The organism is Arcobacter acticola, from assembly GCF_013177675.1.
Classification (GTDB): Bacteria; Campylobacterota; Campylobacteria; order Campylobacterales; family Arcobacteraceae; genus Aliarcobacter; species Aliarcobacter acticola.
Window position 1 is genome coordinate 553,437 of record NZ_CP042652.1, and the last position, 15,334, is coordinate 568,770.

General features: G+C 27.2%; 18 protein-coding genes. 10 read left to right on the plus strand and 8 right to left on the minus strand.

Annotated features, from left to right (window positions below):
- The first annotated feature begins 81 nt into the window (after positions 1-81).
- Both AACT_RS02890 and AACT_RS02895 read left to right on the plus strand, forming a co-directional pair.
- Positions 82-480, plus strand: coding sequence for an RrF2 family transcriptional regulator (locus AACT_RS02890; RefSeq protein WP_172124809.1), 399 nt, complete (start codon positions 82-84; stop codon positions 478-480).
- Entirely contained in the window at positions 480-1,526 is a 1,047-nt protein-coding gene (locus AACT_RS02895) for a DHH family phosphoesterase (RefSeq protein WP_172124810.1), read from the plus strand. Before AACT_RS02890 ends, AACT_RS02895 begins: the two co-directional genes overlap by 1 nt.
- Before the next feature lie 25 nt (positions 1,527-1,551).
- Here the strand turns inward: AACT_RS02895 and AACT_RS02900 are convergent, their stop codons facing one another.
- Together AACT_RS02900 and AACT_RS02905 are read right to left on the minus strand one after the other, a co-directional pair.
- Positions 1,552-2,910, minus strand: a complete 1,359-nt coding sequence (locus tag AACT_RS02900; RefSeq protein ID WP_172124157.1) for an IS4 family transposase — start codon at positions 2,908-2,910, stop codon at positions 1,552-1,554.
- Between the two features lie 92 nt (positions 2,911-3,002).
- Positions 3,003-3,161 carry an RraA family protein gene (locus AACT_RS02905; protein ID WP_172124811.1) on the minus strand — a complete coding sequence of 53 codons (159 nt, stop codon included), beginning with the start codon at positions 3,159-3,161 and terminating at the stop codon, positions 3,003-3,005.
- A 165-nt stretch (positions 3,162-3,326) separates the two neighbouring features.
- Here AACT_RS02905 and AACT_RS02910 point away from each other — a divergent pair, with 165 nt between their 5' ends.
- Positions 3,327-3,755, plus strand: coding sequence for a CoA-binding protein (locus tag AACT_RS02910; RefSeq protein ID WP_172124812.1), 429 nt, complete (start codon positions 3,327-3,329; stop codon positions 3,753-3,755).
- Here AACT_RS02910 and AACT_RS02915 read toward each other — a convergent pair.
- Complete coding sequence (locus AACT_RS02915) at positions 3,752-5,032, minus strand: HAMP domain-containing sensor histidine kinase (RefSeq protein ID WP_172124813.1); 1,281 nt, start codon at positions 5,030-5,032, stop codon at positions 3,752-3,754. The genes AACT_RS02910 and AACT_RS02915 overlap by 4 nt on opposite strands.
- A 20-nt stretch (positions 5,033-5,052) precedes the next feature.
- Complete coding sequence (gene hsrA, locus AACT_RS02920; RefSeq protein WP_172124814.1) at positions 5,053-5,748, minus strand: homeostatic response regulator transcription factor HsrA; 696 nt, start codon at positions 5,746-5,748, stop codon at positions 5,053-5,055.
- A 216-nt stretch (positions 5,749-5,964) separates the two neighbouring features.
- Here hsrA and AACT_RS02925 point away from each other — a divergent pair, with 216 nt between their 5' ends.
- The 3 genes from AACT_RS02925 to AACT_RS02935 all read left to right on the plus strand — a co-directional run bounded on the left by AACT_RS02925 (position 5,965) and on the right by AACT_RS02935 (position 9,381).
- Entirely contained in the window at positions 5,965-6,771 is an 807-nt protein-coding gene (locus tag AACT_RS02925; RefSeq protein ID WP_172124815.1) for a peptidylprolyl isomerase, read from the plus strand.
- Positions 6,772-6,781: 10 nt separating this feature from the next.
- Positions 6,782-7,852 (plus strand): class II fructose-bisphosphate aldolase, encoded by a 1,071-nt coding sequence (fbaA, locus tag AACT_RS02930; RefSeq protein WP_172124816.1) that lies wholly within the window; start codon positions 6,782-6,784, stop codon positions 7,850-7,852.
- A gap of 95 nt (positions 7,853-7,947) precedes the next feature.
- Positions 7,948-9,381: a leucyl aminopeptidase gene (locus tag AACT_RS02935; RefSeq protein ID WP_228720524.1), complete on the plus strand. Its 1,434-nt coding sequence runs from the start codon at positions 7,948-7,950 to the stop codon at positions 9,379-9,381.
- Here the strand turns inward: AACT_RS02935 and AACT_RS02940 are convergent, their stop codons facing one another.
- Genes AACT_RS02940 through pedF form a run of 4 tightly spaced genes read right to left on the minus strand, consistent with a single transcriptional unit; the run spans position 9,382 to position 12,320 of the window.
- Entirely contained in the window at positions 9,382-10,290 is a 909-nt protein-coding gene (locus tag AACT_RS02940; protein ID WP_172124817.1) for a quinoprotein relay system zinc metallohydrolase 1, read from the minus strand. It lies immediately after the preceding gene.
- Positions 10,287-11,027, minus strand: coding sequence for a quinoprotein dehydrogenase-associated SoxYZ-like carrier (locus AACT_RS02945; RefSeq protein ID WP_172124818.1), 741 nt, complete (start codon positions 11,025-11,027; stop codon positions 10,287-10,289). Before AACT_RS02945 ends, AACT_RS02940 begins: the two co-directional genes overlap by 4 nt.
- Before the next feature lie 9 nt (positions 11,028-11,036).
- Positions 11,037-11,906, minus strand: coding sequence for a substrate-binding periplasmic protein (locus AACT_RS02950; protein WP_172124819.1), 870 nt, complete (start codon positions 11,904-11,906; stop codon positions 11,037-11,039).
- Between the two features lie 12 nt (positions 11,907-11,918).
- Positions 11,919-12,320 (minus strand): cytochrome c-550 PedF, encoded by a 402-nt coding sequence (gene pedF / locus AACT_RS02955; RefSeq protein ID WP_172124820.1) that lies wholly within the window; start codon positions 12,318-12,320, stop codon positions 11,919-11,921.
- Positions 12,321-12,463: 143 nt separating this feature from the next.
- On the opposite strand from pedF, the gene AACT_RS02960 reads away from it, so the two are divergent.
- The 4 genes from AACT_RS02960 to AACT_RS02975 are packed head-to-tail and all read left to right on the plus strand — an operon-like array spanning position 12,464 to position 15,273.
- A complete protein-coding gene (locus AACT_RS02960; RefSeq protein WP_172124821.1) occupies positions 12,464-13,426 on the plus strand; it encodes an ABC transporter substrate-binding protein in 963 nt (320 codons plus the stop codon).
- Positions 13,427-13,440: 14 nt separating this feature from the next.
- Positions 13,441-14,175: an ABC transporter permease gene (locus AACT_RS02965; RefSeq protein ID WP_172124822.1), complete on the plus strand. Its 735-nt coding sequence runs from the start codon at positions 13,441-13,443 to the stop codon at positions 14,173-14,175.
- A 1-nt stretch (position 14,176) separates the two neighbouring features.
- Positions 14,177-14,875 carry an ABC transporter ATP-binding protein gene (locus AACT_RS02970; protein ID WP_172124824.1) on the plus strand — a complete coding sequence of 233 codons (699 nt, stop codon included), beginning with the start codon at positions 14,177-14,179 and terminating at the stop codon, positions 14,873-14,875.
- Complete coding sequence (locus AACT_RS02975; RefSeq protein ID WP_172124826.1) at positions 14,872-15,273, plus strand: DUF411 domain-containing protein; 402 nt, start codon at positions 14,872-14,874, stop codon at positions 15,271-15,273. The genes AACT_RS02970 and AACT_RS02975 overlap by 4 nt, the downstream gene beginning before the upstream one ends.
- Positions 15,274-15,334: the final 61 nt, after the last annotated feature.

Genomic DNA, 15,334 nt, shown 5'->3' on the forward strand with positions numbered 1-15,334 from the left:
AAAATTCCAATTAATCCATTTTAATAACGAATATTAATAATAGTTCTTGTAGAATATAAACAAAAATTGGAAAAATATAATATGTTATTAACAAAAAAGAGTGAATATGCTTTATTATCTTTGATTTCAATTGCTAAAAGCAGTGAACCAAAGAATGTAGATGAGTTATCAAGAGAACTAAATATTTCAAAATCATTTTTAGCAAAAATTATGCAAAATCTAGCAAAACAAAATCTTGTTATATCTCACAGAGGTGTAAATGGAGGATTTGCTTTAAATAAATCTTGGGAAAATATTACAATCTTAGAAATTGTAGTTGCAGCAGAAGAGAAAACACCATCTGTTTTTGAGTGCTCACCTTCACCTGATAATTGTCCAAATCAAGTGGCTATGCTTTGTACTATTTGGCCATTATTAAATAATTTGCAACTAAAAATTAATGATTTCTTAGAAAAATTAACTTTAAAAGATATAGCTTAATGAAATTGTTTCATATTTCCCATACGGATCTAGATGGATATGGTTGTCAATTAATCACAAAAGAGTATTTTAAAGAAGGTTCTTTTTATAATGCAAATTATGGAATAGAAGTTAAATTAACAGTAAAAAAAGTATTAGAAGAAATTCTTGACTTCAAAGAAGAAGAAATTCTTTTTTTAATAAGTGATTTAAATTTAACATTTCAAGAATCAAAAGATTTGGATAAAGATATTTTAAAACTAATTGAAGATGGATATAAAATTAAACTTCAATTGTTAGATCATCATATCAGTGGTAAAAAAAGTGCGGATGCATTTTATTGGTATTATTTAGATGATAAAAGATGTGCTACTAAAATAGTATATGATTATATGTTTGAAGAATATGATGGTTTTGATTTTACTGTTTCTTCATGGCTAGAACCTTTAGTAAATACAATAAATGCTGTTGATATTTGGCTTGATTATGATATTAAGAATTTTGAGTTTGGAAAAGTTGTGATGTCTATGATTTCAAAAGTTAGAGAAGTGAATAGTATTTTATTTGCAGATTTAAATAGAGAATTTAGATTATATTTATTAAAAGAATCTGCAAAATTTTTAGATCAAATTGATGGACATATAAAACTTGATAATGAAGTTCATTTTCTAAAAAAAGAGTTTTTAAAATTAGATCATAAAGATGATACTTTAGATAACTTATCAGCTTCATACTTAGTAAAATCTTTAATTGATGTAAAAGATGATTTAACAGTGGTTTTTAATGCTCACAAAGGACTTTTAACATATTGTTTAGGTTCAATATCAATTCCTGCAAATGCATTTTTAAAAGCAAATACTGATTATGATTTTTTTATAGATGTTAATAAAAAAGGAAATGCTTCATTTAGAGCAGATGGAAAAGTTGATGTTTCACTAATGGCTGCAAAAATTGCAGCTGGGGGAGGACATGTAAATGCAAGTGGTGGAAGATTTGAAGATTTTAAAGAAAGCATTGATTACAATGAAGTAAAAAACTATGTGCAAAATAAATTAGATAAAATCTAATTTATTTTTATATATAAAATCTTACTCAACTTTCGCACATAAAACCAAGTTGCTTTTTGGTATGAATGCGTAAAACATTGATAATAAGCTCTAAATCTTTATTTCTCTTGACAATTTCTGTAGTTTGGAGCAAGTTTTCTAATATTTTTAGGAATAGTTCCATTGAAATAGCAAGGGTTTCAAGCTGACACTCTAAGTCTTTGAATAAGTTTCCTAAAGTTTGTGGTTCATTATTGATACGATTGATATAGCTTGTTAAATTGTATGCAAGGAATGATAGAGTGATTCTAGCTATTAGGGCTTCATAAATGCGGTTTTCCTCTTTACCGAATTGAAAGTATTCCCTTAGGTCTTTATATCCTTGCTCAATATTCCACCGTTTTTTGTATGTATTTATAATCTCTAAATCTGATAAATGTATATTGGTTGAAAATATTGGTATTAGATTTTCTTTGGTTCTTATAAATACAATCTTTACTCTTCCAAGTGTTTTATGTGTAGTGATAGTTGAAACATAGGAGTATTTGATGGAGTTATAGTTACCAAGTTTTGAAGTTTTATTTTGTTTTTCATGATTATATAGAGCTTCAAGTGTTTTATATTTCCCACTAAACTGCCAGATTCTATTGCTTTTTGCAACCCTTGCAATCGTATCCAAACCATTATCTCTAACCTCTTTGATAAAATTTGGTTTTGCATACCAGCTATCGACAAGTAGATAGTCTGCATATATTCCTGAACTTAAAGCTCGTTTTAGCATATTTATTGCTTGGATATTTTTACCGTTTCTCCCTTCAATTCTTCGTTTATAGGCATTGCTTCTATGGTGATATTTATTATCAATAGAATCTATAATTTGATTTTTATTATAGTTCATGGAAAAATCTAGCATCATATCGGTATGAGTATCACTATAGTTTAGTGATACAATATTTAAACCCTTAACTACTCTTTTATCTTTATTGCTCCATAAATTCTTACAACTGCCTTCTATATATTTTCCACGCTTAATTTCAACTGTGTCATCAATGATAAATACTTTTGTATCAGTTGGCTTTTGCAATGATGAAAGTTTATTGATTAAGTTCACGGATGTGAGCAACAATAATTTTCTCCAGTTGTATTTACTATTTTTTAGTAATCTATAATAAACATCTTTCTTAAAACTGTCATTACTATATTTCATAAAGGATGAGATCTTTTTATTAATAAGGAACATATATAAAAATTGTAAGATCACCATATACGGCGGCACACCTACATCACGCTTGATAAAATTACTTTGTTTTAAAATACTGCTAAAATTTATATCTCTTAAAACTAAAACTATAGGATTCTTTAACACACTCTTCATAGCAGTTTCGATAAAATTGTCAATACCCATAAAAAGCCCTTATATATTAATGTTTGTGGTGAACAATTATAGCTAAAAGTGTCTATTTATGGGGTTTAATGAAGCTTTTGAATATAGTGAGTTTATGATTTTCTATGTGCGAAAGTTGAGTAATTTAATTTAATAGTAATAATTTGACCATAAAAACCTTTTAAGCCACCATAGTTTTTGAATTCTGGTGATAATACTTGTATTTTTTTATTTTGGTTTTCATCACATAAATCTGCAGTTTTATAATACATATATGTACTTCTTTTTTTCTGGATACTACAATATAAATCTTTCAATAAACTTGCAAACTAATTTTTTATCTTAAGAGTACTTTAATGGTATTTTCTAGTTAAAAGGCTATTTTAAGCAATAATAATTAATAATACAAATATATAATAAATTATAAAGGACAAAATATGGATTGTGAATTTCCAACAGTAAATTCAAAAAGTGAAGAGATAATAGAAATTTTTAAAAATACAAAAACAATAGCAATAGCAGGTCTTTCTCCAGATGCTTCAAAAGCTTCAAATATGGTGGCTGTTTATTTGCAAAATGCTGGATTTAAAATAGTTCCTGTGTATCCAAAAGAAGATACAATTTTAGGAGAAAAGGTTTATAGAACTATTTCAGAAATTCCATTTAAAATAGATATGGTTGATATTTTTAGAAAACCAGATGCAATTGCTGCCATTGTAGATGAAGTAATAGCAAGAGGTGATGTTGATACAGTATGGACACAATTAGGTCTTGTAAATAATGAAGCTGCTTTAAAAGCAAAAGAAGCAGGATTAAAAGTTGTTCAAAATAAATGTACTAAGATAGAACATAGAAATTTATTCTAATCTATAGCTTTTGATGTGTTGTTAAGTACAAGCTTAGCAATACATCCAGTTTTCCCATCATTTCTATTTTCTAATGTTATTTTAGCTCTTAATGCATCAGCAGCATTTTTAGCAAGAAATAATCCAAGTCCAACTCCACTTTGATTTCCTATTCTTTTAAAAGGTGCAAATAAATCTACATTTTCGTTTATTCCAATACCTTCATCTGTAACAGTTATGATAATTTCATCTTTTGTTTTTTTAAGTCTAATTGCTATTGATTTCTCATTTGGAGTAAATTTTATTGCATTTTGTACAAAATTTTGTAAAATTTGATTGAATAATGTGAGTTGAATAGAAGTATTTAGATGATTCACATTTGAGAAAAATGTAATAATGATATTTTTTTGAGCACTTAGCATTCTGTAATCATTTGCTTTTTTCTTTATATACTCAACTAAATCTAATTCAATATTTTGTTCAAATTGAGCACCTTCTGTTCTTCCTATATCTAAAATTGAAGAGATCATTATATTCATATCATCAATGGATTTTATAGTAAGTTTGAGAGTCTCTTCATACTTTTCTATTTCTCTTTTTTTCTTTAAAGTAACTTCATTTTTTAACTTCATTACTGCAAGTGGAGTTTTAAGTTCATGGGCAGCTCCAATAAATAGCTCTTTTTTAAACTTCACATAGGTTTCAATTCTATTTGTTAAAGAGTTAATAGAATTAGCAAGTGAATGAAATTCTATTGGTAAGTCTTTTTTATCAATTTGTGTTAATGAATTCTCATCCATATTTGAAAGTTTTTTATTTATTTGAATAATTGGCTTTAATAGTGATTTTGAAACAGCTAATGAATATAAAAGCATTAAAAGAAATCCTGGAATTGCCAGTATAAAAAGATTTTTAAATATAACAGAATATAAAAGTTCTCGCTCTAAACTTATGTTTCTAATGATTTGTAAAAATTGTTTATTCTCTAAATCAAAAGGATATAGAAGTTTTATATAATAATCTCCACCACGTTGATAATTTTGAAATTGATAATTAAGTAAAATACTATTTGTTACTAGGTTTATAGTTAGATTATCATTTTCTACTGGTTCTAGATTTTTAGTAGATAAAGACGCTTTATAAAGTTGTTTTGCATGACTTAGCATATTTTGTTGAATATCGTCATAAACGGTACTTCTTGCATATTCATAGAAAATAAAGGATAGGGTAATAATGAAAAGTGAAGTAGCTATAATTAGTTTTGTGTAAAACTGTCTATATATACTTTTACTTTCCATCTTTTTATTAGCAGCTAATACTAGTTAGTTTTAGCTTTTGCATCTTCAACTGTATTTGGATAACAGAATCTATAACCTCTTCTTCTAATTGTTTCAATAGTAGAGATATTTAATGGTTTGTCCATTTTTTGTCTAATTTGGTTAATTGCAACTTCAATTACATTTGGAGTAACTAATTCAGGCTCTTCCCAAATTGCGTCTAATAATTGCTCTTTTGAAACAATTTGATCTCTATGTCTTGCTAAGTGTGTTAATACTTCAAAAGGTTTACCTTTTAATTCAATTTCAACACCTGCATATTCGATTTTTTCTTCATCAGGATTAATGATTAAGTCATCAATTTCAATTACATTTGTTCCACCAAATCTTAATCTTGCTTCAATTCTTGCAAGTAAGATATCAAAATCAAATGGTTTTTTAATAAAGTCATCAGCACCTGATTTAAGAGCTTCGATTTCACTTTCTTTATCATCTCTAGCAGAGATAATTACAACTGCTGTTCTTGAACTTCTGTTTTTTACGATTTTACATAATTCAATACCATCACCATCTGGTAACATCCAGTCTGTTAAAACTAAATCATAGTTTCTAATGTCAATAAAATATTCTGCGTCTTTATAGTTTTCAGCAGTATCTACTTGATATCCGAAGTCAGAAAGACCTTCTTGTAGTGTTCTATTTAGTGTTATTTCATCTTCAATAATCAATATTCTCATTTATATTCCTTAACTTTAAGTAAAGTTTAAATTTTGACGGAATTGTATCATAAAAATTCGAAAATTTAAAGTGTTTTTAAGCTAAATTTTTAAATTTATTAAATATGTAGTAAAAAAGGGAAAATTTATAGAAAAATTATCATTTTAAGCTCAGATATTATCCTTTTATTAACTATGAATGGATAGAATACGTCAAATAAAAAGTCAAGGAAAATTATGAAAAGAATAGTGTCAAGTTTAGTTGCTTCAATTGCTTTAGTGTCAACATTAAATGCTGCAGATTTTTATGCTTCGGTTGATGGTGAGAATATTACAAAAAAAGATATTACAATGGTTTTACAAGATCCAAGAATTGATTTTGATAAACTTCCAGATACTGCAAAAAAACAAGTTTTAGAACAAATTATTAATAGAAAACTTCTTTCAAAAAAAGCATTAGATGATGGTATTGATAAAGACCCTCAATATGTTGAAGCTATTAGTAAAATCAAAGAAGATTTAGCTTTCCAAGTATGGCAAAAAAATGAAGTTCAAAAAATTAAATTTACAGATGCTGAAAAACAAGATTTTTATAATAAAAACAAAGATAAATTTATAGTTCCTGAAAATTTAGAAGCCAGTCATATTTTAGTAAAAACTGAAGCAGAAGCTAAAGAGATTATTAAACAATTAGATAAAGCTACTAAAAAAGAAGATAAATTTAAAGAATTAGCAAAAACTAAATCACAAGATCCAGCTGGTAAAAATGGTGGATATTTAGGTAAATTCTCAGCAGACCAAATGGTTCCAGAATTTTCAGCAGCAGCTACAACAATGGCAAAAGGTTCTTATTCAAAAACTCCTGTTAAAACTCAATTTGGTTACCATGTAATTTACTTAAAAGATAAAATTGCTGGTAAATCATTATCATATGCAGAAGTTGAAAGTAACATTTCTCAAATTTTATTAGGAAATAGTTATAATAAAAAAGTAAAAGAAATTACTGACGAATTAAGAAAAGACGCAAAAATCGTAATTAAATAAGGAGATTAGTTTGGGTGTATTGGATGTAGTAAAACCTGGTGTTTTAACAGGTAGCGAAGCAAAAAAACTTTTTGCTTATGCTAAAGAAAATAGTTTTGCAATTCCAGCAGTTAACGTTGTAGGAACAGATTCAGTTAATGCTGTACTTGAAGTTGCTGCTAAAGTTAATTCACCAATTATAATTCAGTTTTCAAATGGTGGTGCTGGTTTTTATGCTGGAAAAGGTTTAAAAACTTCTGATGCTGCAGTTCTTGGTGGAATCAGTGGTGCAAATCATGTTCATACTATGGCTGCTGCTTATGGTGTACCTGTTATTTTACATACAGACCATGCTGCAAAAAAACTTTTGCCTTGGATTGATGGATTATTAGATGCAGGAAAAAAACATTTTGAGCAAACAGGAAGACCTTTATTTACTTCTCATATGTTAGATTTAAGTGAAGAGCCTTTAGAAGAGAATATTGAAATCTGTGTTGAGTACTTCAAAAAAATGAATGCACTTGATATGATGATTGAGATTGAACTTGGAATTACAGGTGGAGAAGAAGATGGTGTTGATAACTCAGATGTTGACAACGCGTTACTTTATACTCAACCTGAAGAAGTTTGCTATGCTCATGAAGAGTTAAGTAAAGTTGGACCTAACTTTACAATAGCAGCATCTTTTGGAAATGTTCATGGTGTTTATAAGCCAGGAAATGTTCAATTAAGTCCAAAAATCTTAGATAATTCTCAAAAATTTATCCAAGAAAAACTAGGAACTGCAACAGCTCAACCTGTTGATTTTGTATTCCATGGTGGGTCTGGTTCATTACTTGAAGAAATAAGAGAAGCTATCACTTATGGTGTTATTAAAATGAATATCGATACAGATACTCAATGGGCAGCATGGGATGGTGTAAGAGCTTATGAAACTAAATATCATGGATATTTACAAGGACAAATCGGAAACCCTGAGGGTGATGATAAGCCAAATAAAAACTACTATGATCCTAGAAAATGGTTAAGAGCAGGTCAAGAATCTATGATTGCTAGACTTGAAGTGGCATTTTCAGATCTTTGTGCTTTAAACAAAAACTAATTAAAAGAAAAAAGAGTAGATAAATTATATTATTTACTCTTTTTTTGAATAAAGATTTATATTAAAACTATATAATATATTCAAAGGAATATCCAATGAATATAACTCTAAATCAACAAAAAATCAATGAAACTCAATCTTCACTTGAAATAGTAATTTTAAATAAAATTAAATATCTTCCAATAGAATTAAAAGAACTTTTAAATAATATTAATTTTTTTAAAAAATCTTTTAATACTCATTATGATATAAAAAACAATAAATTATATGTTTCATGTTTAAAATTAAAAGATGAAGAACTTAAAACAGCATTTGCAAGTGCTATAAGATTTTTTAAAAATCTAAATATACAAGATATAAAAATTGATATTATACAATCAAAAAAAGAGCTAAGTATTCAAACTATTGTTGAGGGATTAGTTTTAGGAAATTATGAATTTTTAAAATATAAATCTTCAAATAAAATAGATAAAAATAGCTTAATTGAAATATTTATTGAAAATTCTTTCAAGAGTAAAAAAAAGCTTGAATCAGAGCTAAAAAAAGCCCTAATTATTTCCAATAGTGTTAATTACACCAAAGATATTGTAAATAGTTCACCTGAGGATTATTATCCACAAATTATGGCAGAAGATGCCATGCAAATTGCAAAAAGTAAAAATATCACATGTAAAATATTTGGTGAAGATTATTTAAAAGAAAAAAATATGAATGCCATGTACAGTGTAGGAATTGCTTCTCCCCATGAAAGTAAATTGATTCATTTAACATATAAAGCAAAAAATCCAATAGCAAAAATTATTCTTGTTGGAAAAGGTGTAACTTATGATACGGGTGGAATGAGTTTAAAGCGTGGTGATGGAATGGTTTCAATGAAATGTGATAAAGGTGGAGGTGCAAGTGTTATGGGTGTTATACATGCTCTTAGCTCTCTTAATTTGCCTTTTGAAGTTCATGGAATCGTGGGTGCTGTTGAAAATATGATTGGTGGTGATGCTTATAAACCAGGAGATATTTTAACGGCTTCAAATAATAAAACAATAGAAGTAACAAATACAGATGCTGAAGGGCGTTTAGTTTTGGCTGATTGTTTACATTATGCTCAAGAAAATATAAAAGATTTTGATTATATTTTTGATTTAGCAACACTAACAGGAGCAAGTATTGGAGCTTTTGGTGGATATACAACAGCTGTTATGGGATATAGTGAAAAATTAAAAAAGAAGATTTCAAAAGCTTCAAAAAAATCGGGTGAACTTGTAGGCTTTTTACCTTTTAATGATTATTTAGAAAAACTTTTAGAAAGCCAAGTAGCTGATTTTGTAAACACAAGTCCAAATAAAAATGGAGCAGCAATTACTGCATCACTTTTTTTAAGTAAATTTATAAAAGATAAAAATAAGAAAAAATGGCTTCATTTTGATATAGCAGGACCATCATATAGAAAAGAAGTTTGGGCTTATAACTCTTATGGAGCAACGGGAGTTGCTGTTAGATTACTTATTAAATTTATGGAAGATTTGAAATAATTATTTCAAATCTTTTTCATATGAGGGATATAGATTTATAACTGATCTTTCAAACTCTTCTTCAAACATAGTAAAACTTTTAAACTCTTTTGGAATTGGTTTACTTAGTATTTCAAAAATATCTAATCCCTCTTTTGCTGCTTTTTTTAAAGTATTGTCTAAATATTCTAAATAAGCAATATTCTCTTTTGTAGGCTCTTTTGTTGTTGAGCTAATTCCATGTCCAGGAACTAATATAGAATAATCTATTTTTTCAAGTTCTTTTAAAGATTTAATCCAATTATCCATATTTGCATGTGGCGTAGAAGGAGTTCTTTTATAAAAAACTAAATCAGAGGTATAAAGAATTTTTGTATTTTCATCATAAATCACAATGTCACTTGAAGTGTGTCCATCAAGATAAAATATTTTTAACTTATAGCCATCAAAATCTAAACTCTTATCTGTCAAAATTTGATTTGGTGCTTTTATTTTTGTTTTATCCATAGCTTCATGAATAATATTTACTAAATTTACTATATATAAATCACCATTTGTTTCTATTTCGTTTTTTGTAAATTCAGATGCGTAGATATCACCAGAAGAAAAGGCACTATTTCCCAAAAAGTGATCAGGATGATGGTGTGTATTTAGAATGTATTTTATAGGTTTATTTGTAATTTTTCTTATCTCTTCTTTTACTTGTTTCCCATATTGTTGTGAGCTTCCTGTATCTATTAAAATTACAGATTTTTCTGTAATTATAAAAGAACTATTTGCAATATCACCACCATTTTCTTTTGAGAAGTATTCTTCTTTCCCATAAAAATAGTAACTGTTTTCAGCTAATTTTATAGGCTTTAATTTATAATCAAAATCATTTGAAAATCCATATGAGATTAAACAAAAGAAAAAGATTAGAGATTTCATTTTATGTCCATATTAAATTTGTTTCCATCGATATCAAAAAACTCTATTTTATAGTTTTGAGATTCAAGTGTTGTTTCAAATATAAACCTTGGATTTTCACTAATAGATGAATAAGCATCAATATTTGCTAATACTTTATCATCAGCTTTTATAGTGATTTTATTTATATAAAACTCACTATTTCCAAATACAAGACCTGTTTCCATTGGATGAAAAATAGAAGCTTTTAGTCTAATTGAATCAGGGGTTTTAAATACATTTCCCTTTGCTTTTCCAAGAAGCTTATCAAAGTTTGTATCAGTGGATGCAACACTAGAGACTGAACATCCTCCTCCAAAACTTTTGATATTGTTACTTCCTATATGCCAAAGTCCCTTATCATCTAAAATTAAAGCACGAATTGGTGTTTCTTGAGCAACTTTTATATTTAATGATACTATTGGAAGAAGATTTACCAAATCCATATCTATTATTTTTTCTATTGGGTTTAGGTCTGCAAATAAAATTAATCTTTTAGCATTTTTAATAGCTTTTGCATCTACAAAAATAGGAACTTGTACTGGATTATCGGCAAATAAGGGAACTTTTATATTGATATTTTTATCATCAAATATATATTTATCGTCTTGTATGATTCTTTTTAAAATATCGTCAAAAGTGGGAGACTCAACAGGGTTATTTGCATAAGTGTTTTGTGCAAATAAAAAGTATATTAATAAAAAAAATATATATTTCATGATTTCTCCTTATTGTGTTTTTGCTATAGGAGGTAAATATTCAACTCCAAAACTTTCAAAGATTTTTTTAATCTCACCATCTTTATAAGCTTCATCTAATACCCCATCCACATGGTAAGATAAGTCTCTATAAGAACTTGATACGGCAGTTGCCAAATCCCATTGAGATTTCATTTGTGGAATGTCTTGAGATAAGTAGTATTTATCTTTATTGTTTTTATAATCAATTAGATATTCTATTTGTGATTTTAATCCAGCAATTGCATCAAGTTTTCCACTTTTAAAATCATTTACAGCATCTTGAAAATTTGTATAGTGTTTAATATTTCTTTGCAATAAACCTCTAGCAAATCCACTTAAATGCAAATCAGGAAGCATATCTATTTCTACACCAATAGTTTGATAAGCAAATATTGCTAGAGTTTTTATTTGAGGTATTACTTCTTTATTTGTAGCAATTATCCATTTTTCACTTTGATATGGACCTTTAATTGTTACTCTTTCATTTTCTAATTCACCTGTAGAAATATCAGTCATTCTTAGATAATCATAATCGTATGGGATTCTAAACATAATATCAGCTTTTGTTTTATGTATTAGATTCCCTCTCCAAATTGTGTTTCTTAAATCACCTGCAAGATTTTCATCAAAGCCTGTAAAATACCATAGGGGTTTTACATTTAATGAGGCTGCGACCTTTTTACCAAGCTCGATGTCAATCCCTTTTTCTACACCATCTTCAATATATGAGTAAGGTGGAAAGTTTTCATAAACAGCAATTACTATTTCTCCACTTGCTTTTATATCATCAATACTTCTTGCAAATAAATTTATTGCTAGAATTAGTGTTAGAGCAGATAATTTAAGAATATTTTTCATATAAATACTTTATTATTCTTTTGGTAAAGATACTAAATAAGCTCTAATAGCCCACATTGCTTCTTGATTTAACACACCTTCAAATGGAGGCATATAAACATTTCCATTTCTAACAGCTCCACCTCTTGCTCTTTCCATATACCACTCATCACCATCAATACCATCATCTAATGCTCTTAAATCAGGTGCAATCCCACCAGAAACAGCATCTAATCCATGACATCTAGCACAGTTTTCACTATATGCATACTTACCAAGTTTAATGGCAGCTTCATCACCTTTATAAGGATTTTCTTCTAACCATTCAGCTCCAAGTGGTTTTAAATTTTTAGTATCAATAGCTTGAGGAGTAACACTTCCGTGTCCAAAAGCTAATACAGTTGTAGCAAGTAATGCTAGTGTAATTTTTCTCATTTCTCGTCCTTTTGTTTTTGTGTAATGGAAGTATAAACAAATTTTATAGCCTAATTATAGCGACCCAGATTATTAGCAAATGGCTATAATTGGGCTATAAAACTTATATACAATTGCTCTATTAAATATATAGAGGTAAAAAAATGATACATAAATTAATTTCAATTTTATTATTAAGCATAATAAGTTTACAGGCTCAAGAAAATTTACGAATAGGTGTTTTAGCCTTTGGAACTGTAAATTGGGAGTTAGATGTTTTGAAACATCATAACTTAGATAAGAAATATGGTTTTGATTTAGATGTAGTAGAACTAGCTTCTAAAAATGCTCAATTAGTATCTTTGCAATCAAAAGATGTAAATATGATTGTAAATGATTGGATTTGGGTAAATACACAAAAAGCAAAGGGAAAGAATTTTAGTTTTTACCCTTACTCAAAAGCAACAGGTACTTTACTTGTAAATGAAAATAGCAATATCAATACTTTACTTGATTTAAAAGGTAAGCATTTAGGAATTGCAGGTGGTGTTTATGATAAAACATGGCTGTTATTTAGAGCATATAGTAAAAGTAAATATGATATAGATTTAAAAGATATTGTAAATCCTTTATTTGCATCTGCTCCAATTTTATATAAAAAAATGCAAGATGATTCTTTGCAAGCAGCAATTAATTTTTGGCATTTTAACGCAAAATTAGAATCAAAAAATATCAAAGCACTAATAGAAATAAGTGAAATATTAAAAGAGTTAGATATTCAAAAAGATGTTTCTTTTGTGGGATGGACTTTTGATACAAAATTTGCAAATGAAAATAAAGATTTAATAAATGCATTTTTAAAAGCTTCAAAAGAGAGTAAAGAAATACTAAAAAACAGTGATGAAGAGTGGAATAGAATAAAAGAGCAAATGAGTGTGAAAAATGATAAAGAGTTTGAAGCTTTGAAAAATGGTTATAAAAAAGGAATTATTGAAGAGTTTGATGAAAACAGTATAGGTGATTTACAAAAGGTATTTAAAATACTTTTAAAAGAGGGTGGAGAAAAATTTGTTGAAGATAGTACTTCTTTAGATAATAGTATATTTTGGAATTTTGATTCAAAATAGTTTAAAAAAATATCATGAATAATTCTAATAAATTTTTATCAATACTTATATTTATAATATTGTGGCAATCAATTTCTATATTAGCAAATACAGATGTATTTCCATCTGTTGTGGATATATTAAGAAGTTTTTTTAATCATCTTTTAAATAAAGATTTGATTTTTCATGTATCTATTACTTTACAAAGAGTATTTATAGCTTTTATAATTGCTATGATTATTGGAGTTTTTTTTGGAATTATTATGGGATTATTTCCAAAAATTGACTCTTTATTAGATATTTTTTTGATAATTGGATTAAATATGCCAGCGCTTGTGACAATTATAATTTGTTATATTTGGTTTGGATTAACAGATTTTTCTGCAATATTAGCTGTTATTATAAATAAAGTTCCAATAATAATTGTAAATATTAGAGAGGGAATAAAATCTATGGATAAAAAGTATTTAGATTTGGCCAAAATTTATGAAATCCCTAAAAAAGATATTATAAGAAAAATATATTTACCACAAATTTATCCATATATAATGGCAACAACAAGACTTACTATCTCATTGGTTTGGAAGATAGTTTTAGTAGTAGAGTTATTAGGAAGAAGTGATGGAGTTGGTTTTCAAATTGCTCTGTTTTTCCAAGATTTTGATATTACTTCTATTTTTGCATACTCTTTTGCTTTTATTTTTATTGTGATTTTAATAGAAAAAATACTTTTAAATCCATTAGAAATAAAAATGAGAAGATGGAGATAATATGATAAATATACATATAAAAGATAAGTTTTATCAAGATAAAAAAATATTAGAAAATATCAACATCAGGGTTAATGAAGGTGAGTTTTTATCTATTATTGGGCCATCAGGTTGTGGGAAAACTACACTTTTAAATATAGCTTCTTCTTTGGATAAAGATTTTAATGGAAAAGTTACTATCTCATCTTCAAATATAGGTTTTATTTTTCAAGACCATAGGCTAATTCCTTGGCTTACTGTAAAAGAAAATCTTTTGATAATCTCAAAAGAAAAAGATATAAATCAAATAAATGAATTATTGAATATTGTAGGATTAAATGATATTTTAGATATTTATCCAAAAAACTTATCAGGTGGAATGGCAAGACGAGTATCATTTGTAAGAGCATTTATAAATAAACCAAAGGTGATATTTCTAGATGAGCCTTTTATCTCACTTGATTATCCAACTGCAACTTCACTTAAAAAAGATTTTTTAAATTTGTGTAAAAAATTTAATACAACAGTTATTCTTGTAACTCACGATTTAAGTGAAGCTATTTATTTATCAAATAGAATTTTGTTTTTTAGTAAAAATCCTGCAAATCAAATTCTTGAATATAAAAATCTTAATAATCAAGAGTTTAATCTAAAAAAAATAGATGAAATAAAAAATGAAATTTTAGAAAAACACCCACATATATTAGAAGGATTCCTATGAAAAAAATTGTTTTAAGCGCACTACTTACTGTGTCTTTATATTCACAAAATCAAATTATGGAAGTATATAAACCAATAACAAGCACTTGTCCACAATCTTGGTTAGATGATATTAATAAAGAAGTTGATGAGGTAAAAATTGTTTCACTAACAGATGTAAAAGGTTTAAAACAACAAATAGGAATTCCCCACGAAATACAATCATGTAATACTTCAATATTAAATGAATATGTATTTGAAGGAAATGTTCCAAGTCTTGCTATAAAAGATTTTTTTAAAAATATTCCAAAAAATGCAATTGGATTATCTCTTCCTGCTTATGAAAATGAAAAAGAAGAAAAACAAGTATTTATTATGTTTGAGGATAAAACATATAAGGAGTTTGGGAAATATCATTAAAAATCCTTGAATAAAATAATTTTTATGAAGTGCTATTCTCAGGCTATATAAACGCTATAAA